This is a genomic window from Erysipelatoclostridium sp. An15 (assembly GCF_002160675.1).
GTDB lineage: Bacteria > Bacillota_I > Bacilli_A > Erysipelotrichales > Coprobacillaceae > Thomasclavelia > Thomasclavelia merdavium.
Genome location: NZ_NFLA01000020.1, coordinates 20849 through 45390, shown reverse-complemented (window position 1 = coordinate 45390; position 24542 = coordinate 20849). Strand labels below are relative to the sequence as shown.

Annotated in this window: 19 protein-coding genes and 1 pseudogene; 1 reads left to right on the top strand and 19 read right to left on the bottom strand. The window is 29.0% G+C overall.

Annotated features, from left to right (window positions below; translation table 11 throughout):
- Positions 1–108: 108 nt before the first annotated feature.
- The 10 genes and pseudogenes from B5E92_RS07990 to cdaA form a co-directional block, all read right to left on the bottom strand.
- Positions 109–222: pseudogene (locus tag B5E92_RS07990) on the bottom strand (helix-turn-helix transcriptional regulator); the annotation flags it as partial.
- A gap of 238 nt (positions 223–460) precedes the next feature.
- Positions 461–1870 carry a 6-phospho-beta-glucosidase gene (locus B5E92_RS07985; RefSeq protein ID WP_087300980.1) on the bottom strand — a complete coding sequence of 470 codons (1410 nt, stop codon included), beginning with the start codon at positions 1868–1870 and terminating at the stop codon, positions 461–463.
- 76 nt (positions 1871–1946) lie between these two features.
- Positions 1947–2948 (bottom strand): anti sigma factor C-terminal domain-containing protein, encoded by a 1002-nt coding sequence (locus B5E92_RS07980; RefSeq protein WP_087300977.1) that lies wholly within the window; start codon positions 2946–2948, stop codon positions 1947–1949.
- 121 nt (positions 2949–3069) lie between these two features.
- Entirely contained in the window at positions 3070–4425 is a 1356-nt protein-coding gene (locus B5E92_RS07975) for an MATE family efflux transporter (protein WP_087300974.1), read from the bottom strand.
- An 81-nt stretch (positions 4426–4506) separates the two neighbouring features.
- The gene (locus B5E92_RS07970; RefSeq protein ID WP_087300971.1) at positions 4507–4983 is read right to left on the bottom strand and encodes an LURP-one-related/scramblase family protein; all 477 of its coding nucleotides are present in this window, start codon (positions 4981–4983) and stop codon (positions 4507–4509) included.
- A gap of 160 nt (positions 4984–5143) precedes the next feature.
- On the bottom strand, positions 5144–6460 hold the full coding sequence (locus B5E92_RS07965; RefSeq protein ID WP_087300968.1) for a HAMP domain-containing sensor histidine kinase: 1317 nt from the start codon (positions 6458–6460) through the stop codon (positions 5144–5146).
- Entirely contained in the window at positions 6460–7113 is a 654-nt protein-coding gene (locus B5E92_RS07960; RefSeq protein ID WP_087300965.1) for a response regulator transcription factor, read from the bottom strand. Before B5E92_RS07960 ends, B5E92_RS07965 begins: the two co-directional genes overlap by 1 nt.
- A 76-nt stretch (positions 7114–7189) precedes the next feature.
- Positions 7190–8542, bottom strand: a complete 1353-nt coding sequence (gene glmM / locus B5E92_RS07955) for a phosphoglucosamine mutase (RefSeq protein WP_087300962.1) — start codon at positions 8540–8542, stop codon at positions 7190–7192.
- A gap of 14 nt (positions 8543–8556) precedes the next feature.
- Positions 8557–9981: a YbbR-like domain-containing protein gene (locus tag B5E92_RS07950; protein WP_087300959.1), complete on the bottom strand. Its 1425-nt coding sequence runs from the start codon at positions 9979–9981 to the stop codon at positions 8557–8559.
- A gap of 1 nt (position 9982) precedes the next feature.
- Positions 9983–10792 (bottom strand): diadenylate cyclase CdaA, encoded by an 810-nt coding sequence (gene cdaA / locus B5E92_RS07945; RefSeq protein WP_087300956.1) that lies wholly within the window; start codon positions 10790–10792, stop codon positions 9983–9985.
- A 160-nt stretch (positions 10793–10952) separates the two neighbouring features.
- On the opposite strand from cdaA, the gene B5E92_RS07940 reads away from it, so the two are divergent.
- Positions 10953–11465, top strand: coding sequence for a ferritin (locus B5E92_RS07940; RefSeq protein WP_087300953.1), 513 nt, complete (start codon positions 10953–10955; stop codon positions 11463–11465).
- Between the two features lie 38 nt (positions 11466–11503).
- On the opposite strand, the gene B5E92_RS07935 is transcribed toward B5E92_RS07940, so the two are convergent.
- The 9 genes from B5E92_RS07935 to B5E92_RS07895 form a co-directional block, all read right to left on the bottom strand.
- On the bottom strand, positions 11504–12937 hold the full coding sequence (locus B5E92_RS07935) for an LCP family protein (protein ID WP_087300950.1): 1434 nt from the start codon (positions 12935–12937) through the stop codon (positions 11504–11506).
- A gap of 96 nt (positions 12938–13033) precedes the next feature.
- Positions 13034–13930 carry a PHP domain-containing protein gene (locus tag B5E92_RS07930; RefSeq protein WP_087300947.1) on the bottom strand — a complete coding sequence of 299 codons (897 nt, stop codon included), beginning with the start codon at positions 13928–13930 and terminating at the stop codon, positions 13034–13036.
- Positions 13931–14041: 111 nt separating this feature from the next.
- The gene (locus B5E92_RS07925; protein ID WP_087300944.1) at positions 14042–15547 is read right to left on the bottom strand and encodes an Hsp70 family protein; all 1506 of its coding nucleotides are present in this window, start codon (positions 15545–15547) and stop codon (positions 14042–14044) included.
- Positions 15544–17115 (bottom strand): Hsp70 family protein, encoded by a 1572-nt coding sequence (locus B5E92_RS07920; protein ID WP_087300941.1) that lies wholly within the window; start codon positions 17113–17115, stop codon positions 15544–15546. The genes B5E92_RS07925 and B5E92_RS07920 overlap by 4 nt, the downstream gene beginning before the upstream one ends.
- Positions 17116–17249: 134 nt before the next feature.
- Positions 17250–18266 (bottom strand): hypothetical protein, encoded by a 1017-nt coding sequence (locus B5E92_RS07915; protein WP_087300938.1) that lies wholly within the window; start codon positions 18264–18266, stop codon positions 17250–17252.
- An 11-nt stretch (positions 18267–18277) separates the two neighbouring features.
- The gene (locus tag B5E92_RS07910; protein ID WP_087300935.1) at positions 18278–19711 is read right to left on the bottom strand and encodes a hypothetical protein; all 1434 of its coding nucleotides are present in this window, start codon (positions 19709–19711) and stop codon (positions 18278–18280) included.
- Positions 19712–19713: 2 nt separating this feature from the next.
- Positions 19714–20400: a hypothetical protein gene (locus B5E92_RS07905; protein ID WP_087300932.1), complete on the bottom strand. Its 687-nt coding sequence runs from the start codon at positions 20398–20400 to the stop codon at positions 19714–19716.
- Positions 20400–21983: an Hsp70 family protein gene (locus B5E92_RS07900; protein ID WP_087300929.1), complete on the bottom strand. Its 1584-nt coding sequence runs from the start codon at positions 21981–21983 to the stop codon at positions 20400–20402. Before B5E92_RS07900 ends, B5E92_RS07905 begins: the two co-directional genes overlap by 1 nt.
- Entirely contained in the window at positions 21984–24542 is a 2559-nt protein-coding gene (locus B5E92_RS07895) for an Hsp70 family protein (protein ID WP_087300926.1), read from the bottom strand.

Below are 24542 nucleotides of genomic sequence, written 5' to 3'. Positions count from 1 at the left end.
AACAAAAAAAGATTCCGACATTTTAATCAGTTCACATCAAAAAAGACCAATTATCATCAAAGATAGTTGGTCTTATGTTTTTATTTATCGGAATCTTTAGAAAGTCGGGATATCTTTTTCCCATTTAGATACTGTTTGTCTTACTACATTTAGCTTTATAGCCAGCTCTTCTTGCGAAAGTCCTTTGGCTTTCCGCAAATTTCTAATATTCTCATTTAACATAACCTGTGCCTCCTTTGTTTTGATACATCTATTAAACATCAAAACAGTCGTTGCCACAAGCAATGCAAATTAACATCTGTTATTATTGTATAAAATTCTAGAACTTACATGTTTTCAATCTCTCTGTCAAGCTGAAAGTTGCATTGCATTAGGCTTTTACTTTATAATTAGATACCGCAATTTCACTTATACTTTTTTATAACTATAATTTTCATCAAAAAACTGTAATGAAAGTTCATTACAGTTTCTCACCATTAGATTCAATAACTTCTTTATACCAATAAAAACTCTTCTTTGGTCGACGTTCTAGCGTTCCTTTTCCTTCATCATCTTTATCAACATAGATGAAGCCATAACGTTTACGCATTTCACCAGTTCCAGCACTTACTAAATCAATGCATCCCCAAGGAGTATAACCCATTAAATCAACTTCGTCAATTTCAACAGCATCTTTAAATGCCTTGATATGTTCTCTTAAATATTCAATTCGATAATCATCATTAATAGAACCATCAGCTTCAACTGTATCAATTGCTCCCATTCCATTTTCAACAATGAATAATGGCACTTGATAACGATCGTATAATTCATTTAAAGCTGTTCTAAGTCCTAAAGGATCAATTTGCCAACCCCAATCAGTCATTTTCAAATAAGGATTACGACCACCCTTTAATACATTACCTTCAATTTCTTCCGCATTATTACCAGCAATTCCAGAAAAATAATAACTAAAACCAATATAATCAACTTTACCTTTAGCTAATAATTCTTCATCACCAGGTTCCATTTTAATAGTAACATTATGTTTATGCCATACAGAAGTACATGTATTAGTATAACGACCACGAACATGAACATCTCCATAATAATAGGTATTATTCATTTTATCACGCATTAAAATTTGATCTTCAGGATTACAAGTAGCTGCATACGTTGTTGGATAAATCAACATACAACCAATTTTAAAATCAGGATTGATTTCATGACCAGCAATAACTGCTTTGGCACTTGCAACAAACATATGATGACTAGCTTGTAAGATTGTTTGATAATGTTCTTCCCCTTCTTGATAGATTATTCCAGCTTGATGCCATGGACGTGGAACTTCTAAGCAGCCATTTATTTCATTAAATGTCATCCAGTATTTTACTTTATCTTTATAACGAGTAAAAACTGTTTTACAATAACGTTCAAAAAAGTCAACTAATTTACGATTACGCCAAGAACCATATTCTTTTACTAAAGTAAGTGGTGTTTCATAATGCGATAGTGTAACTACTGGTTCAATTCCATATTTTAACAATTCATCAAAAACACGATCATAAAACTCTAATCCTTCTTCATTAGGAGTTTCTTCATCACCACGTGGGAAAATTCTTGACCATGAAATTGACATTCTAAAACATTTAAATCCCATCTTGGCAAAAAGTTTGATATCTTCTTTATAACGATGATAAAAATCTGTTGCTTCATGACTAGGATAATATGCGTCTTCATGAATATAATCATGAATTTCTCTAGCGACACCATGGCGGGCACCCATTTCTACATCGTTGATACTTAAACCACGGCCACCTTCATTATAACCACCTTCATACTGATTAGCTGCAGTAGCTCCGCCCCATAAAAAGTCTTTCTTTAATTTCATCTTCGTACCTCCAAAACTAACTTAAATTCTAGCATTTATCTTTAATTCATTTAGTTTTTTTCACAATACGAAATATTTATTTTCTTTGCAATCTAGACATTTTGACATCATTTACATAGCCATAGTAAATTTCACCACTATTAATCATATTAAGTAAATCACTTTTTTTAACATAACCGCGAATTCCTATTACTTGAAGTCCATTTTCTTTAATATCCTGATATCTTTGCTTAATTCCTTTGTTTGCTGCCATAGTATCATAATATAAATCACTTTGTTTTATTAAATCAATAAAATCACTATGATCAATTAACACCTTTAATCTAGATAAAACATTTTCTTGTAACATATCGGCAGTATACTCTTCATCTAGATAAAAAGACGGATACTCTTTTTTAAAACTATCTTTTAGTCCATGTCTAACAGCATCATATATTGAAACACCAGCTGCTGTTTGATCACCAGTCTCAGTATCTAATGCTAGCCAGACAAAAGAAGAATTATCATAACTATTGATAAAATCTACTACTTCTTGAGCATTTTTATATTTAGAAAAAGTCAACGAAACATCAAGATAAGCAGATTCTGGTAAATCTTGAATATCACTATAATCTCTAGTTGTCCATTGTTCATATAATGAAGCAGTATATTCATCTAAGTCAGTTTCATTTATATCTAAATATTCATAAACCACTCTACTAAGAAGAATTTGCTCACTATCAACTGTTAATTTAGAACGTTTTATTGTAAAAGTAATATTATCAACATTGTCCCCATATAATGGATCAAAAATTTCCTGAACTTTAGCTTTAATTTGATATCTGCCAAAACCTTCATCACTGCATTCTATTGGATAATATAGCTTTCCTGGAAAATACATATTAATGTAAGTAGCCATTAAAACATCAAAACCATACTGTGTTACACTTTCGTCACTGTTATCAACAATATCATCGATTAAAAATGGATTATAGTACGTTTGTTTAAATAACCAGTCAGTGCCAAAATAGCCCGCGATAACAACACAGATTATTATTATCGTAATTAGTATCTTATGTTTTTTCAGTTTTGTTTTCATATCCTTCCCTCCTATTAAATATTTTTATGTGTCCCTATCTACTTATAATTATACAGGTTATCTTTTAGATTTAATATAAAAAATGCATAAAAGACTATTCGTATTTTATGCACTATTGATATTATTCTGTTTTATGTTTTAAACTCTTACCAATGGTTAACCACATTGTAATATAACAAGCACCACCACCAATAAAATTACTGATTGCTTCAGCAATAAATACTCCATCGATACCAATAAACATTGGTAGAATTATTGTTAGTGGCGCAACGATAATAACTTTCCTAAATATTGAAAAGAAGATAGCTTGTTTTGATTTACCTAAACCAACTGCCACAGCTTGACCAGTCATTTGAAAAGACATCATAAAAAAGCCAAAGAAATATAGACGTAATGCCCGCATTCCATCAACAATTACTTCTTGATTATTACTAAAAATTCTAATAAAAATTTCAGGAAAAATTGTTATTGCCACCCATAATATTAGCATCATTGATAATGCTGCTATGGTAACAAATTTGATTCCTTGTAAAACCCGATCATACTTTTGAGCTCCATAATTATATCCTAATACCGGTTGACAGGCATTTGCTACTCCTTGTCCAGGTAGTGATGCTACTTCTCGTAATGAATTTATAATCGTCATAATCGCAATATATAAATCACCACCATATTGCTGTAAAGTAGCATTACAAACTATGGAAACAATGGAATTAGTAATTGCCATCATAAATCCAGCCATTCCTAAAGAAACAATTCTTATAACATAATTATATTTAAGTTTTAAACAGCTTCTTTTTATTTTTAAGATCGTCTTTTTACTTGTCAAAAACTGTAATGTCCAAAGGGCAGAAACAAACTGTGAAATAACAGTAGCGATGGCTGCTCCTTGAACGCCTAAATCAAAACCAAAAATAAAAATCGGATCTAAAATAATATTAGTTACAGCTCCTAACAAAACTGTCAACATTCCAATTTTTGCAAAGCCTTGACTATTAATAAAGCTATTCATCCCTAATCCAATTAAAACAAATAAAGTTCCTAGTAAATAAATTGTCATATAGTCATTTGCATAACCGATGGTATTAGCACTTGCACCAAAAAGCCACAATAAATCTTCTTTAAAAATAAAACCGACTACCATTAATACAACACTAAAGATAATTAATAGCATAAAAGAATTACCCATTATTTTTTCAGCTTCTTCATTATCTCCGCGTCCTCTAGCGATCGAACAAAGTGGTGCTCCACCCATACCAAATAAATTGGCAAAAGCATTAATGATGGATATTAAAGGTAAACATAAGCCAAGTCCACCCATTGCTAGTGTTGCTTCACCAGGAATCCGTCCAATATAAATACGATCAACAACATTATATAAAACATTAATCAGCTGAGCGACAATCATTGGTACTGCTAAGTTTATAATATGTTTAGAAACACTGCCAATAGCAAAATTATTTTCTACTTTCCCCATTTTTTTCACCTTCTTTTAATATTATAAACCTAGATGACAAATTTTCTAATATTTTTCAAAAGAAAAAACTGGAAAACCAGTTTAATTTCTATCACGCGAACACTTTTGAGCATCAATTGCTAGAGCAATCATTAAAACATAAATAGCATCATCAGGATTAAAAATTTCTAATTGATAAGTATCTGTAAGATTAAATAACTGTTTATTTATTATGGCGACAACATTTTCAGAATTATCAATAATCTGATAATCCCATTCAAAAAAATTTCCTTCCACATGCCAATTGTTACAATCTAAAATAAATGATGGTTTAAAAAAAGTAAGTTCTTTTTTTATTTGCCCAACATATTGATCATACAAATATAAATTAAATTTTGATAAAAAAGCAAAAATTTCTTCTTTAACAGTTCCAATATGTATTCCGTTTTTATCATATATTTTTAATTTATGTCCCCAGCTTAACTCGCCCTTGACTTCAAATACCACATTATTATTTTCATCATAAATATCATAACTATCGAGCCATGAAAAAAATCTTTGTTTAAATAATAATTTCATATAATATCCTCCCATAACCTTAATAACATTCTACCATATCCATTTTTTTCTTCCATAAAACATTTCTAAATTTATCTTAACTTTAATAATTATTTTATTATACAAAAAAGAAGTATGATTCTTAACCATACTTCCTAATAAAATAATTTAAATATTATAACTAGTTTTGATTTTCTTTTTTAGTAATTATAAAGCTAACTCCGGTTTCATGATTAACAGCTGTTACATTATAACCATACATTGTACAAGTCTTATAAACAATTGATAAACCTAAACCAAATTGCCCTTTAGTTCCCTTTTCATACGGTTGAAAAAGAGCATCGATATCATCGGTTTCTATTGGTTCTCCATCATTATATATTTCTAAATAATCTGCTTTTAACATTATTTTAATATAACTTTTTACATATCTAAAAGCATTTTCAATTATGTTCTCTACACAAATTCGCCAGCATTCGTTATCACCTTTAAAAGAAACAAAAGCTAAATCTGTTTCAATTTTAATTTCCGGATGCATTCCTTGTAACTGTAGAACAATATGCTCTATTAATTCTTTCATATCAACTTCAGCATCAGTATTTTGTCCACTTATAAAATCTAATCGATTTAAATATAATAAACTACGAACTTTATTATCCAAACGCTCGGCGTTTTCTATAATAACATCCATTGACGAATTCTTATCACCATATGGATAAATATCATCCTTTACACTTTGAGAATATGATTTTATCAAGGCAATCGGTGTTTTTAAATCATGTGAAATATTATGTATCATCTCTTCTTTAATTTTATTTTGCTTGTCAATTTCTTCTTTCATCGCAATTAAAGAACTAGAAACAATTCCAATTTCATCACTACGCTCAATCTTTAATTCACTATCTTTATCTTTGCTAATATTTTCAATATATTTAGTAATTTGTCGTAATGGTTTTATTAAGCTGCTAACCCACACAAAAATTACTATTCCAACGATTGCTAGAGCAATATACATAATATTAATAATTTGCTGTTGAACACCAGAAACTAAATCAGTAGAATAATCGCTATACACTAATGAAATAAAATAAATATCACTATTTTCAGTGATTAAATAATAAATAGTTTCTCCTCCTAAATCAGTACCCTTATCATGTAGCGTACTCTTATTAGAATTAATCATTCTTGCCAAGTCCTTTGCAAAAACATTGTATAAAGCCTTTGCTTCACTATTAGACATATTGCTAGAGTGTACCAATGTTTCTTCATTGGGATAATATTTCATATGATAAATCTGCTTAGTAGTAGTACTCTCGATTGGCACATAGTCATAGTATATATATCGGTTTTGTGCCATTTCTAAAGTTTCATACATTTGTTTATCTATTAATTCCGTTAAATTCTTATTAATTAACGGAACTAAGATAATAACAACAGCAATAGCAAATAAACCAAATATAATAATTAATTGCCGTTGCAATGAATATCGTTTTAACATTAGTCTAATCGATAACCAAAGCCGTAAATAGTACGTACATTAATTTCTGGCATTTTCTTTCTTAGCCTTCTTAATGTATCATCTACTACACGGTCACTTCCAAAATAATTTTCATCCCATACTTTACTAAGTACCTGTTCCCTTGAAATAGCAAGCCCTTTATTATTAATAAAATATACCAACAAATCATATTCTTTTGTTGTTAAAACTATCTCTTCACCATTATAAAAGACTCTTCTTTTTTCAAGATCAATATCATATCCATCCATTTTAATTTTTGATGGATCATCATATGATCGCTTGATTAAATTGTTAATTCTTAAAATAACTTCTTTTATATTAAATGGCTTTGTAATATAGTCATCAGAACCTTTTTCCAAACCTATAATCCGATCAAATTCTTGATCACGTGCTGACATGAAGATTATCGGCATCTTTGGACGACATTCTTTAATTTCATTAAATAGTTCAAAACCACTTGCTCGATCAAGCATTATATCAATTAACCATAAATGGACATCGTCATCTTTATGCATCAAAGCTTCATCATACGTATAAAATGAATAAACAATATAGCCTTCTTTTTCTAAATATGTTCGTACTAAATCATTCAAATTCTTTTCATCATCAATAATATTAATTCTAAATTGCATGTATTTCACCTCACTTTTTAATATAATATGAAATATTGCCATATTGTATGGCAATATTATGTGATATTATGTTTTTTTATCTTTTGATAACGAATCCTTTTTCCTTCATTTTATCGACAATTTTATTAACATTGACTAAACATTTTTCATCGCTATCAGCTTCAACCATTACTCGAACCACTGGTTCTGTTCCACTTTCACGAACTAATACTCGTCCATTGTCACCTAAATCAGCCTCAACTTCAGCGATAACAGCTCTTACATCAGGATCTTCTTGAGCCTCTTTTTTATCACGAACAGGTACATTTTTCATTAACTGCGGATAAATAGTTACTGGATCTGCTAATTGAGCAACAGTTCTTTTACTTTCAATAACAGCTTCCATTACTTTTAAAGAAGTTAAAATTCCATCTCCTGTAGTTGCATGTTTAGAGAAAATAATATGTCCAGATTGTTCACCACCTAAAACATGACCGTTTTTAACCATGTTTTCATTTACATATTTATCACCAACAGCAGTTTTTTCATATTTAATACCTTCTTTATCAAAGGCTTTGTATAAACCTAAATTAGACATTACTGTTGTTACAACAGTGTCATTTGCAAGTTCACCATGTTCTTTTAAATATTTACCGCAAATATATAAGATTAAATCACCATCAATAACGCGACCAAATTCATCAACACAAATACAACGATCGGCATCCCCATCATAAGCAAATCCAATATCTAAAGCATTTTCTTTTACATATTGTTGTAGTACTTCAATATGAGTAGAGCCACAATTTGTATTAATATTCAATCCGTCAGGATCACTATTAATTACATAAGTTTTTGCTCCTAAAGCATCAAATACACTTTTAGCAATTGCACTACTTGCACCATTAGCACAATCTAAACCAACTCGATAGTTTCTAAAAGCTCTTGTAGGAATTGACATTAAATAGCCAATATAACGGTTTCTTCCCATTGAATAATCTAATGCACAACCAATTTGATCTTTAGTGGCAAGTGGTATTTCATCACTTAAACCATCAATATATTGTTCAATTAAATTTTCAACTTTAGCATCCATCTTATATCCATTTGAATCTAAGATTTTGATTCCATTATCATAATAAGGATTGTGTGATGCTGAAATCATAATTCCACAATCAAATCCATCACTTGTAACTACATATGATACTGAAGGAGTTGTTGTAACATGTAATAAATAAGCATCTGCACCACTAGCAGTTAATCCAGATACTAGTGCATACTCTAACATATAAGAACTTCTACGTGTATCTTTACCAATAACTACTTTAGCACGATTGCCATTTTGTGAGTAGTACCATCCTAGATAGCGCCCCACTTTGTAAGCATGTTCGACTGTCAAATCAACATTAGCTTCCCCTCTAAATCCATCTGTTCCAAAATACTTACCCATTTTCTTCTTTCCTCCTATTGTCTTTCTAAGGTAATTGTTATTCTTTCTGGAGATGTCAATCTACCAGTTAGATATCCTTTATTCAAGGTTAAATTTACTTTAACAGTATTTCTGCCACTTTTCAAGTTTTCCAAATCAATTGTCACATTAAAATCACTACTTGTCAGACCTGCAAGCATATTGCTAGTACCCTCTACTATTACAGAAGCCTTATCTTGACCACTTGCAAAATTAACCTTGTAGTTATTTTCGTTATTAATGACATTAATTGGAATATCACTAATTGTCGTTGTTGTCGTTGACCCAACTTGAATTTGGGCATCAATTGTATCAAAATCCATTTTATTAATATTCTCAGTTCCTGTTATTTGTAATCTTTCGTATGTTTTATTACTACTAACATTAGAAATATCAATTTCAACATGAACTTCATTAATACTATTTAATAATTCCTCTTTACCATAAATTCTAACTCTGTCTTTTGATAGCGTAATATTTTCTAACCCATATCCACTTGCAAATTGTCCAGTATAAGTGGGTGTAATCGGAACTTCTTTACTATAAGAAGAAACACTGCAATTAACCTTAACAGTTTTAGGAATGATTTCAACATCCACCTCTTCACCGCTACGATCATAAGCATGAATTCTAGCGTCCTGTTCAAAATTTTTATTAACTCCATCTAAATCAATAGTTGCCATAACACTATTAATTCGATCAATATCATCTTGAGACCCTTGAACTTCAACTGCATTATGTTCCATTGATTCTACCGATACTGAGTATTTTTCATCCATCTTGTCTTCATTTATAAAATCATAGCCTAATTCAAATGTTTTAGTTACTTTCTGCGTTATTCGCACAGTTACTGTTTGAGGAACAATCATAACTTGTAAATCATTAGGAAACCCTTCGCTCTTTAACTCGATAGTATGTTCCCCTTCTCCTAATGTTGAAAAATCAGCAATAACTTCATAATTACCAGAAATCTTGGTAGTATATATATCCAGAGAAGGTCCTACCAAGGCAACATTGACTGTTTCTGGTAATCCTACTACATCATAATCACTTTGTAATCCTTCCACTTTAATTGGTACATCATATAAATAATCACCACCATTTGGTGCCGTAAATATATTAGTAATGCTACCATTTATTGTTAACAGTAAAATTATTGCCAACATAAATGATAATACTTTTATCGATAAATTAGATTGCAACATTCGATCTAAAAATGCATTTAATGAATTTAAAATATGATATACTGCCCGATATGCTTTATCTGTTACTTTAAGATTATCATCAACATTTTTTAATTTAGTTGTTTGTTTACTTTCGTCCTTTTTTTGCTCTGACTTTTGGCGTGTAATAAAATTTAAAAAGAAATCAGTAGTTGAATCTTTCTTCAAAGGATTTTTAGGATTTTCTTTTTTTGGCATTTTACTCACCATCCTTATCTTTAGAATTAAACCAATCTAATTCATTAACTAAATTAGCTCTTAATTCTTTACGAGGAATTTTTCGCAATTTCCCATCAGTAGCAAAAGAAATCGTTCCAGTTTCTTCAGAGACCACAACCGTTAAAGAATCAGTTATTTCGCTAATACCTAAAGCAGCTCGATGTCTTGCCCCATATAATGGACTTAATTCCTGATTAGTTGGTGGATAAAAAGCTGCTGCACATACGATTCGATCACCTTTAATTATTGTCGCACCATCATGTAGTGGTGTTCCTTCCCAAAAAATTGTTAAAAATAACTCCGACTTAATATCAGCATTAATTCTTGTTCCAGTATTAATATAATCAATTAATGATTGTCCTCTTTCAAAAGTTATTAATGCACCTGTTTGATCTTCTGATAATTTAGTAATTGCGGATACTAATTCATCCATTAATCGCTCCTTTTCATCATCAGAAATATTATTTTGTTTTATATCCAATTTTGTCTGGCCAATTTTTTCCAACAGTCCTCTGATTTCTGGCTGAAAAACAATTATTACAGCGACAACTCCCCAAGTCAATACAGTATCAACCAGATAGTCCATTGCACTTAATCCAAAAAGACTAGTAAATAATTTTAGTATCAAGATTAAAAGAACGCCCTTAAACAATTGCATCGTTCTCATATTTTGCTTCAACATTGAAATCAATAAATAAATAACATACCAAACTAACAATAAATCAATAATCGTTCTAATCAAATTAAAAAATGAATTTAAACTAAATGTAAATGCTGAAATTGATAGCACTGGTAATCACCCACTTTCTATACCATTATACCATTATCATATTTAAAATAAAAACCCTTTATCTAAGAATTAAGATTGTTTAATCGACATAAATAAATCCTTAATATAATATTTAACTTTTTTAAGTGTAGAGTTATACTATTTATAAGGAGGAATGAATATGTTAGATAAAAAAGTAATTGAATTATTAAATGACCAGGTTAATAAAGAATTCTACTCAGCATATCTATATTTAGATTTTGCTAATTTCTACAAAGATAAAGGATTGGACGGTTTTGCAAACTGGTATCAAATCCAAGCTCAAGAAGAAAGGGATCATGCAATGTTATTTATTCAATACTTGCAAAATAATAATGTCTCTGTAAGTTTAGAAGCAATTGCAAAACCAGACAAAAAATGTAAAGAATTAAAAGATCCTCTTATTTTTGCTTTACAACATGAAGAATATGTAACCAGTTTAATTCATGCAATTTATGATGCAACCTTTACTATCAAAGATTATCGCTCAATGCAATTTTTAGATTGGTTTATCAAAGAACAATGTGAAGAAGAAACAAATGCTCATGACATGATCAATAAATATGATCTTTTTGGTAATGACTCTAAAGGATTATATATGTTAGATAATGAATTAAAACAACGCGTATATTCAGCACCGTCTTTAACTCTATAAAAACACAAAACTGCAAGAAAATTCTTGCAGCTTTTTTATTATTGATATAATTGGTTAATTTTTTGTTTAGCAGTTTCAACAGAGGCATCATCTGGGACCATCATGTATAAACTTGAACCATAAATTGGTGAATATAATGTATTACCATTTCCATCAACACTAATACTTTCAATATTCCATGCACTCATATCATTAATCTGCATTCTAAGTAAACTAATCATTTGATCATCTGTCAAGTTAGTTTGGAATGAAGAATGCAATGAATTCAATAGACTCATATAATTAGTAATGATTGATGGTGAAATAACTTTATTAATAATTCCAGTAATTACTCGCATTTGATTACGACCACGTTCTTTATCACCTTCTGCAAATGCATGTCTTTCACGCGAAAAGGCTAAAGCCTGAGTTCCATTTAAATGAATTGTTCCTTGGCTAAATTCACCAAATGCCCTTGGATTATCAACTTCGATACCACCAATAGCATCAACAATATCGATTAAACTAGTAAAGTTAACACGAACATAATAATCGATATTAACACCAAAATAATTTTCAACATTACCTTTTGTTTCTTCTACACCATATAAACCTGAGTGTGTTAATTTATCACGTTCTCCACCTAGAACATTAAATGGAATATAATAATCACGTGGAATACTTGTCAATAAGATTTGTTTTGTATTTGGATTAACAGTAACAATCATATTAACGTCAGATCTTGATTTAGTACTTATTGTACCATATGTATCAATACCACTGATATAAACACTAAATGTATTTTTAGTTAAATCAGTATTGGTAGTAGTATCAACTTCAGTAACATAATTTTTGCTATAAATAACTCTTGTTTCATCACTGAAATTTTCATAATCATCTTCAATAATTGAACGATAAGATTCATTCATAACTAAACAGCTAACTTCGCCGCTGTATAAAGCATTTACCCAGGTAAGAACCCCAGAATAACGTCTTACATTAGGTGTTTCGCCATTAGTTGCTTTAATTGTAGAAAGCATATTATCTACATGTTCGTCACTAGTAGCTAAAGCAGAAAATACTTTCCCTTTTAAATCTTCAATATACTCATAAGAACTATTTTTTAAAACAACAACCGAAACGACATCAGTGTCTTCAGTTGTTGAAACATTTCCAAAAACACCAACAGTTTGCATATAAGTATAGTTTCCGATAAATAGTACGATACATAATAATACAATAATTACTTTCCCAATAATTTTAACTGGCTTCTTTTTACTTTTATATTGCATTAGTGCCATTAAAATAAATAAAATAAGCAACAATGCTACTATAATTACAATGTATCGTGTAGGCAAAATCCGATATCTTACAATCTGATAAATTAACCAGACTATTGGAACTGCCAATAAAATCATAAAATACGTTCTTACATCTTTAAAGATTTTCTTTAAATTACGCATTCTATTTACACTACGTATATTTTTGCTCATATAATCCCTCCATGATGTGCCAATTATACTTATTTAGCATATCATGACAAACTAGGTTTGTCAAAATTGCTATTACCAATTTATGCAGACGACATCTTATTTTTTACTATAATTTAATAAAAAATTATATGCATTAGTTGTAATTTGATCAAATTGTTCTTTTTGCTCTGGTAATAAATTAAGAGCATAGCTAATTCCTAAAAAATTATTTTTCTTGTTTGTCCCATGATAATCAGAACCAGCAGTTAAAATAAGAGCAGGATTTTGTTGTTGACAACCAGTTAATAAATTAATATCTTCAATTTGATTTAATGGATGATAACATTCAAAACCATCAATACCATGATCAAGACAATCTTTGATAAATACCTTTTTTTCATCTACAGAAAAATGATATTCACCTAGATGAGCAATAACAGCTATTCCTTTCGATTCATGAACGACCTTAATTGCTTCATAAAGAGAAATCGGCTTTTTACTTACAAAAAAAGGTCCCTTTTCATCAATATAATTGTTAAACGCACCATTGATATCACTAACTATTCCCTTTGCCACCATATATTTAGCAATATGAACACGATTTAAATTCTGTTTTTTAGCTATTCCTTTACAAAAATGATAAAATTCACTTATTGATACATCGGGAAACTGTTCTTTTAATTTATTCAAAATAGCTTCATTTTGAGTTATTTTAATATTTTGATAAGCACTAATTAATTTTGATAACGATTCAAAAGAATCGTTTTCTAAATTAAAATAACCCAACAAATGAATTTCTTGTCCTTGATAATTCGTTGAAACTTCTACACCGGCTAAAGCATTTTGGTGATATTTAATACAAGCCTGTTTAAATTCATCAATCCCATCAATTGTATTATGATCCGTTAAAGCAATTAAATCAAGCTGTTTATCATGAGCCTTTTTTACAATATCTTCAGGATTATCACTGCCATCAGAATAATTACTATGAATATGTAAATCAATCTGTTTCATTTTTTTCACCCCAATTTCTATAAAAATTATAACGCATTTAAATAAGATTTCATAATCAAATTTACAATAAAAACCCAATCAGCATAATGTCAATTGGGTCATAAATTTTATTTAATATTTTAATTCTTGCCAATTTAATTCAGTGTTAACCTGATGATTATTAGATAAATCTACAGCAGTAATCTTTAAGATACCTTCTTGATTCAATGAAAAAGTAACTTTAACACGCGCTTCACCAGCATTAGTTTGTTCAATCCCATTTAAAATCAATTTACCTAACCAGTGATTTTTACGATCATAAACATTATCAATAGCATTTCCTTCATAAACTTCAAAAGAAATTTCTTTTTGATTATCATAGATAGTAGTATACATCTTTGACGCTTCGATTGGATATTTTGACTGTTCAGGAATAATTACAGAAATTTTATCACCTTCTACTTTTAATCCTAAATTAAAATTCACTCTAGGAATAATTTGTTTAGTAGTTGTCATTTTACTGCTTGCCCCAATTGCAACAATCGTATCTAAGTTATCTTCTAAAATATTGGCAGGTATTAATTCTTGAACAATTCTTTTAGCCTCAGGTAAGTTCATTGACCCCCCTACAAAAATAACATGATCAATATCACTAGTTCCAATATCTTCTCTTTTCAATTTTTCAATTACTTCTTCGATTGCTTCTTGATAATCACGCCACAACCGTTTTACTTTTGGATATTGATTAAAATCCACACTGCTAATATCACATTCAAATATAACTGATTGATTATCTTTAACACATAATTCTCCTATCGCTACATTAACACTTGTTTCATAACTCAAAGCCAATTTAGCAGTTTCAGCTTTTTGCGCAATTTTAGCTTTAGTTCTTTGATAAGTCACATCACTATCATAAACCATTTTTAATAAAGCATTATCTTCAATAGACTCCAACGAATAATCCAATGCTTCCTTTTCCATTATTTGATCATTAAGATAATCAATCATCGCATTAGTAAAATCATCACCACCAAGTTTTTCATTACCACCAGTAGCGATAACCTCATACTCGCTGCCATCATACTTAATTACCGCAATATCAAAAGTTCCACCACCAAAATCACAAACAAAATAGATAGCATGATTATCTGGTCTAATTTTTTCACCATAAGCTAAAACCGATGCTATTGGTTCTTTTAAGGTTTCTACCTTGGAAAACCCAGCTCGAATACCAGCATTTTTAGTATTTTCAACAGCATTGGTAGTAAAATTATTAGGTACTGTAATGACCGCCTCTATTTTTTCTTCATGCCCAAGATATTGGTAAATAGCTTCTTTAACTTTAGAAAGAATTTCAACGGCAATATCTTCGCTACTAAAAGTTTTATTAGAAGCTGTAAATTTTTTTTCAGGTGAATCAATTGACCGTTTAGTGGATTTAATATAATTATCAGGATCCATCAAGCCACGGTTTTTTGCTCGTTTACCTACTAGTTTAATCTTTCTTTTTTCGTTATAGTAAAAAACTGAAGGTACTAAATGATCATTATCAATCGGTATTATTTTAATTTGATCATTATCATTAATAGTTACAACTGTATTAGTTGTCCCTAAATCAATTCCTATCTTTTTCATTTTTTATTCTGTTTCCTTTCAACATTCCAATTGACTGGATTATCACGATTATCATACGATGGAGCGACACCATCAAGATCCTCAGCATGGATATACAACATTCCTTCTTCATTTAAGGTAAATGTCACATCTACTTTAGCTTTTCTTGCCGGCATTGGTTTTAAACCACTGATTCTAAAATGATATATTTTCTTATTTTCAGGATCTTTAGCATTAGATAATTGATTGCCTTCATACACATCGAAACTGATAGCTGTTTGATTGTCCTCTGTAGTTGTATAATGTCCTGTCTTTTTAACTGTTGGTGGATACTTTGTTCCTTGTTCAATAATCGGACTGAGACTACCATCTACTATTTCAACTCCCAAACTATAAGGAAGTTTATTGGTAAGATTGATATCAACTTCTTTAGGTACTGGATCAGGATCAATTCCCTTAAAAGCAACATTTGCCCAAATCGCAGCTCCAGCAGCAACTATTTTATCTAAATCTTTATCTAATGGTTCTTGGGTAAACATTTTTTTAATAATTTCTTTAGCTTTTGGCAGATTCATTGAACCACCGGCAAAAACAATTCTATCAATATCTGATTTATCAATATCTTCTTCTTTTTTTACACTTCTTAAAGCATCTTCAATCGTTTCTTGAAAACGAGTAAACAACAAATTGGCATTTTTTTCAAAATCAGCTCTATCAATTGCCATTGATAGTGAAATTGTCTCGCCATTAATTTGATAAATATCTGGTAAATCAATTATGATTTGTGATTCATAACTTAATGCCTGTTTTGCTTTTTCAGCAGCATTAAGTATTTTTTGTTTCATTTGACGATATTTTTCATTAGATGGAAAAATACTTTGTAAAAGCGGATTTTGATCAATATTATCATAGGAAATATCTAAATGACCATATCTTTCTTCATTTAAGATTTCATCTTCAATCATCTTAACAATAACATTAGTAAAATCATCACCACCTAATTTATCATCACCACCAACACTAGCAGTATAATAATCATTGCCCTTTACCGTAACAATTGAAATATCAGCTGTTCCACCACCTAAATCAATAACCATATAATTACCGTCTGCTTTTTTTTCAATCCCATTAGCAATAACAGATGACACCGGTTCTTTTAAGGTTTTTACATCCATAAATCCAGCTCGACGTCCTGCTCTAATTGTTGCTTCAATCGCATAATCCCTAAAAATAGCTGGAATTGTAATTACTGCTTTAATATCACTTTCGCCAGTTAGTTCCTTAACTTCATTATAAATTCGTTTTAAGACTTCTGTCGCTACATCTTCAGGGCTATAAGATTTCCCATTAACATTAAAATGATAATTACGATCATCCATATACCGTTTAGCTGAAGCTACATAATTTTCTGGATGTAACAACCCTCTTGATTTTGCTTTTTTTCCAATCAATAAGACTTTACCATCTTCATATAAACATGATGGTAATATTTCTGATCCATCAAAATTAATATATTGTAATTGTTTATTTTTATAAATTGCACATGCACTATTAGTTGTTCCCAAATCAATTCCTACTAAAATTGCCATAATTTCCCTCCACTTACATTACATACTCATTATCGATTTCTAAATTCAAATCATCTTCCATGTCAGCTCGTTGTTCCGTTTGTTTAGCTGCCATTTCATCATTATTAAATTCATCCATAATCTTTCCTCTTTAACTAATCCTTCAATTCTTCAATAATAATTTGATCATTATCATTAATACTAGTTTCTTCATGATTTAAATCATGATGATCTTTTGACTCATTATTTTCATTTGATAAGTAATCTAAATTTTTATTAATATCTTCAGTTTCATTATTAGTTGTTTTCTCTTTTTTAGCAACCATTATTGCTGTTTTAAAAATTAAATCATTTAATTTAGAAGCAGTTTCATGCATTTGATTTAATAACTCAACATCAGGATTAGTAATTTCAATTTCTTCGTCTTTAGATTCATTTTTAACTTCTTTTGAGTCAATTTTAATATTTTCAATATCTTTTTTAAGAAATGTAACTGTCCCTAAAATACTATTAATATTTTTAATTGTTTTTTCGCTGCTTTCAGCATCCCCTTTAACTTGATTACGAATTTCACGTAATAAATTTGTTTTAGAATCTAAATCATTTTCAATATCTTCTAATTTTTTACTTAATCCGTCAATCTTATCAATAATATCACATAAATCTTTAACAGTATCATTACCATTACTTTTATTGAGTTGAAAATGAATATTTTTATTCAAATCATCAATTTTTTGAGAAACATTTTTTAATAAATCTTTTGACTGATTAGCAACGATTAATAACGAATCTTTATGTTGAGTTAGTATTTGTTGTTCTTGAATTTTTTTTAACTTTTGATTAATATCAATTAATTTATTATTAATTTCATAATTAATGTTTTGATTAGTATTATTTGAATAAGTATCTCTTAAATTTTTTATTAGTTTATCAATCAATGGATAATAGCAATAATAATAATCATCTTGATCATAATAAACTAAAACATCATCATTAGTAACAACCAGATACTTTTTATACTTATTCATGTATTTACTTATTGTATTTAAATCTATTCTATCATAATCAATTTTTAAATACTCTATTTCACTAATTTGAGAAAGTATTTCACTTATCATGATTATATATTTGTCAAAGCACCCTATTGATCTTTTTTTACTATAAAATTCCATTTTTCTCCCTCCTATAAAACATTGTATTCTTTTATTACAGAACCATCTTTATTATAAATAATTAATGTGACACTACCACCATCAGCTTTTCTTTCTAAAGCAAACGAATGATTCCCATCATTATATCCAGAAAGATCAATATTTTTTAATAACGTACAATCACTGATCATTGCACCATTATAACCTTCATAAATTCCTAGTTTTCCGTTAAAAGAAGCTGGTATTTTCTTTTTTAAACTTTGCGTTTTTATACTTGAATATGATGAAAGCATTGGTTTAAAAGTAGTAACTGTCCGTAAAAATTTAACTTTTTTAGATATACCAATTCCAATCTGTTTTAAATGGTCTTCAATTTTATAAGTTAAATTATCATTACTAACACCACCTAAACAAGTTAATTCATCGATATCTAACATCAAATCTTGCTTTAAATTAAAATCCCGATTAATTTTTTCCTGGATGCCAAAAATAGTGCTAATATTTCCAGTATAGATAATTTTATTGATATCACTTCTAGTTTTATGACTTTGATCAATACACTCATCAATGGTCTGATAAATATTTTTCATCACACCTGTTTTTTCAAACAGTTCAATTATCATATCCTTAGAAAAATCATTATCATATTCAGCCCCAATATCTGAAAGACCAATATATAAATTAGCCTGATCATTTTTTCGACTATCAAAATCTTTAAGTAAATCGTTGATTCCTGTATCTAATAGATCTTGATCAGTTGAACTTAATTTATTATAACTGACATTGACATTCATAATTTCTAAAAAATATTTTCGTAAAGTATTAAAAAAACTAAATGATGTATTAAAAGAATTTCCATCTAACTTAAAAATCAATTGTTCATTTTGATATTCAATATCAAAAATTTTAACTTTAATATTATCATCTTCAATACTAATTAACATAAAACTATCTTTATTTTTTATTTTTTGATTGGTATGTTTTAAATAACCTAAATAACTGGCAATTGGTTCTTCTAATATTTGATCAACTCTAAATGAAATTGATGTTAAAATATTTTTTAATTCTTGTTTTCGTGTTTGAGAATATTCATAAGGCACAATTAAAGTCATTGAATTAACGGGATCATTTTGTTGATGGTTATCTAATTCTTTTTTTATATACTTAAAATATTCTATTACAATATCATTGATCGTATATTTTTTATTATTGATTGTATATTTTTTTTCAACATCATCTTTAAACGCTTGCCCTACATTACTGATGTATATTTCATTTTGACCATTATTAGTAGCACTATTACCTACTACAATATCTTTATCAGTAATTTTAATGCGACTATAAAACTTAGCAGATGCATCACCATATTTAATTAGCGTATTATATTTTTTTGGTTTAAATTGTTTGTCATCCATTTCACCAATTAGATTATATACACTACCAAAAGTCATTGCATATTTTCCCATAGTTATTTTCCTTTCCAAATACTCGCCTTTCCTGGAAATAAGATAAATGAATTTTCAAAAGAATTATAATCAATTAAATAACAATATCGATATACTTTATGAATAGTATCGATTTTATTTTTATCATCGGTCATATTATCAGTCACATTAATTTCTGGATCAAACCGTAGCTCATCCCAATCATCACCATCATTACATGTTACTGAATAAACATTAATTTTTAGTAAAAAAGAATTTAATATTTCAACAATATCAACCACACTCTTATTCTTTTGTTCAATTTGTGATTGCAAATAATCAAGATAGTCAATATAAACGCCAATAATATCTTTAGTAACATCATTAAAATATTTTTGAATATCAAATTTACTAAACGTCGGTTTGACAATCTTTTTTGTATTAATTTTATCGTAGACTCGTTGCATTCGTTCTTTTATTTTAAAAGCAATTCCTTCTTTGTCATTAACTTTATCTAAGTCTTTAATTAAATCTTCAAGCCGTGATAATGTATATTGATGATAATGTTTAACTGTTTCTATATCATCATTTAAAACGTCATCATTACGTGGGATGAAAAAATATTCTAACGAATTTTCTTTAAACTGATACGTATTCTTTGATAAATACTGTTTATATAGCTCATTACCCTTTTCAACTATCTTTATGATCTTCTCATGTTCTAATAACATTACATACCATCCCTTCTTACAGTACCACTATTTAATTGATCTCCAGCCACCTCAACATCAACTTTAATAATGAATTCGTTATTAATTGATACATTTACTTTAACTAAATCGTCATCATGATAATTAGCAACGTTGGTACTTAGATATTTCCCAATGTATTCAACATTAGAATCGTGAGCAACTATGATTTTATTTTTCATTTCAATATCATCATAACTATGAAATGAAATATCGATACAATTTTCATTATTAACCAACTGATTTAACTGATAATTCAAAGTAACATCAAAGGGTATTTTAGATCCTCGAGGAATTATTTCTTTGATATTACTTGAATTACCTATTGCTATTCCAATCGTATCAGAAACTTTTTGGATCATTCCTGAAAAACTGATTGCATCTCTTAGTGTCTTAGATTCTTCTTGAAAAATCTGATTGGCGATAATTGCCGCACCTTTACCAATCATTAATTCCTTATCAGAATTCTTCACAATTTTATCATCGTTGCCAAAATAATCTCTAAGTTTTTTTTCAACTAACGGAATCAACGAACTGCCCCCAACAACTAAAATACGATTCACATCATCTTTAGTCATATTATTTCGTTTCAGCAACACATCAATTTTTTCAATCGAACGATTAATATAACTAACGATCATCGCATCAAATTGATTCTTAGTAATGATCCAATTATAATCCACCTTTTTGCCATGCTGTCTAAAAGTAACTGGTTTACCATATTGACTATACAATGATAGTTCTTCTTTAGCTTTTTCAGCAACATCTCTTAAAACTTCAATATTTTTAGCATACTCTTCTTCACTATCAAAATTATTTTTATCATCTAAGTCAAAGAACTCATTATCATAAAAATAATTCTTCCCATCAATAAATACTTTTTCGGTAAAATCTTCACCCCCTAAATGGACATCACCATTAGTATCGGTAAACTCCAACGTGCCATCTACTTTTCTTTTCAATAAAGAAACATCAAAAGTACCCGCTCCTAAATCATAGACTAATAATGATGAATCATTAGGAATCGTTTCTACTTCATAATCATAACAAATAGCCGCTGCTACTGGTTCTTGAACAATCAAAACATCATCCATTCCAACATCTAATATTCCTGCTTGTCGTAAAGCCGCACATAAAGAATAGCCAAATTTAGCAGGAACTGTTAATACCAGCTTACGAGCATTACAATCATTTTGGTCATTAAAACGATCAATTAAATTTCTTAAAAACGTACTGCTAACCTCTTTAGGCGTTAATCGTAATTCAGTACCATCATTACATTCAATTTGATAACGTCCATCAACCAATTTACCTGTATCACCAGTTAATCCTCTTTTAAAACAACGTAATAATGATTTAGGATGCAACAATCCTCTAGCTTCTGCCCGTTCTCCAAACAAAATATCATCTGGAGAATTAAAATAGAGCGCTGATTTAATTACCTGACGACCATGTTCTTCTAAAAATGTATAATCCCCTTTGTTATTAAATTTTACAACAACCGAATTTCTAGTTCCTAAATCAATTCCGATTGCCTCACTACCATCTTCTTCAAAAAAACACATTTATATTCCCTCCTTATTATTAATTTTATATTCAATAGTACTTCCTAAAGCCCCGCCAAGACAAAGCAATTCATTTACATTAACCATGATTTCTTGATCAATATTTAAATAACTATTTATTTTTTCTTGAATACCATAAATATTGCTGATATTTCCAGCATAAATCAAACAATTAATTGGTAATAGCAAATTGCTTTGCCTTAAATTATCCATAATAATATTATCAAGATATTTAAAAACACCAAGATCTTCCAATAACTTATTAAACGTTACTTTAGAAAACTCTTCTTCATATTCTACTTCAGCATCTAATAAACCAATATATAATATTGAGCGATCATTTTTTCTATTTTTACAATCCAAAATCAAATCATCAATTGCATTGTCTAATAACTCTTTATCCCCATTAGATAGACTAGCATAATTTTCAATCTTCATCGCTTTTACAAAATAAGCTCTTAATAAATTATTAAAATTAAAATCTTTTTTAACCACTTCATTTACTAGCTCAAATTCTACTTTTGCATTTTGATAATGAACATTAAAAATACTAACTTGAACTAATTTATCCTCAATCTTAATAAACATAAAACAATCTTGCTCTTTAATATTTTGTTTGCTTTGATTTAAATAACCTAAATAACCAGCTACCGGTTCTTCTACTAATTGTCTTACTTGATATGAAAGGGAATTCAAAATATCAATTAACAATTTCTTTTCTTTTGACGTATAATCGTATGGAACTACCAATACCATTGCTTTATCGATAACTTGATGAGTGACCAGTTCTGCTTTTATATAGTCAAAATATTGTTTAACAATATCTAACCCAGTATATATTTCATTGCTTAAATAATACAATGAATGAATATAGTTATGAAAAATAGCCCCAACATCATCAATATAGATCCCTTTATCTATATTTTTAACACCATTACCGACAACAACATCATGATTAGTTATTTTAATTCGACTATAAAACTCTGCTGAATAATCACCATAATTAATTAAACTATTATATCTTATTGGCTTAAATTGGTCATTTTCAATGTTTCCAATTAAATTACGACTCATTCCAAAAGTCATCACATAAGTCCCATTAATATCCGCTTTTTCTTTAATATTATGATATGAATTAGTCCTATCAAATAAATTATGAGCATCAATATGTAAAACTCCAGCTTCATCAACGCTAAGCATTAAACTAACTACCGCCTGTTTTATTGGCAATGATTTTAAATTGCCGATTTTAAAACTAGCTACTTCTAGATTCCGTTTATCATTTAGATTATTTAAAATATTTCCTTCATAAATACTAAAATATAGGCTAGTCTGAGCTGGGGTTAATTTAGCATAATATTTAGTTTTAACTATTTCAGGTGGGTAGATACTACCTTTTTCAAGTAATGGATAAATAGTATTGCCATAACCAACTCCAATATGATTTGGCAATTTATTAATCAGATTAATCTTATTAGCTTGCTCACCTAAAAGAGCGGCCCCATTAGCAATTTCTTGCATATAACTATAAGAATAGATTTCTTGTTTAAAAACATCAGCAATAATATCTTTTATTATTGAAAGATTTACTAGATCACCTGAAGCAATTACTTTGACGATTTTCTTATCAATAGCTTTGTGAATTTGAAGCAACGCTTGTTTAAATCGATATAATAACGGACTGACATTCATTTTAAAATCATCAAGTGTTATTTCTATTGCAAAATCAATTGATTTTTCGTCCATTTGATAAAGAGCTGGTAAATTAATGATTGCTTTTGTATCGTAGCGTAGATTATACATCGCTTGTTTAGCTGCCTGCATTATCCGCTGTTTAACTAACCAGTATCTTTCATTTGTTCCAAATATTTTTTGTAAAATACTATTTTCATCAATTTTTTGCCATGATAAATCTAAACAACCATACAATTCATTATTAAAGATTTCATCTTCAATCATTTTGATAATTACCCTTATAAAATCATTGCTACCTAAGGTTTGATCTCCACCAATTTCCAATGTTTGATAGTTATTGCCAGTTACTTCAATAACTCCAAGATCTAAATAATTATCACTAAAAGCAACAGTGACAAAAATACCATCTTGTTTATGAAATTCAACACGATTAAAGTATTGAATTAAAATTGCCATCGGTTCCTTAACTACTTTTACCTCTGTAAATCCCGCCCGTTTAGCACTAGTAATTAAAACTAACGTAGCCAAGCTAAAAAAAGTTGCAGGAACTGTAATAACAGCACCGACATCATCCTTAGTCGCCATGATAGTTTTCAATTTATTATAAATACCACTTAGTATTATTGTTGTAATATCAGATGGACTTAATTGACTATTTTTAAGCGAATAATAATAATTTTTATCAGCTAGATTTCTTTGATAAGAAGATAAATCGTTGTTATACCACATTGTTTTAGCATTTATATCATTTAAATATGCCGATAATATTTCATCATGTTTAAAGCTATAAAATTTTATTGATGATGATAGTAATAAACAAATAGTAGTATCACTTTTCATGTTAATTCCAACCAAAAATGCCAT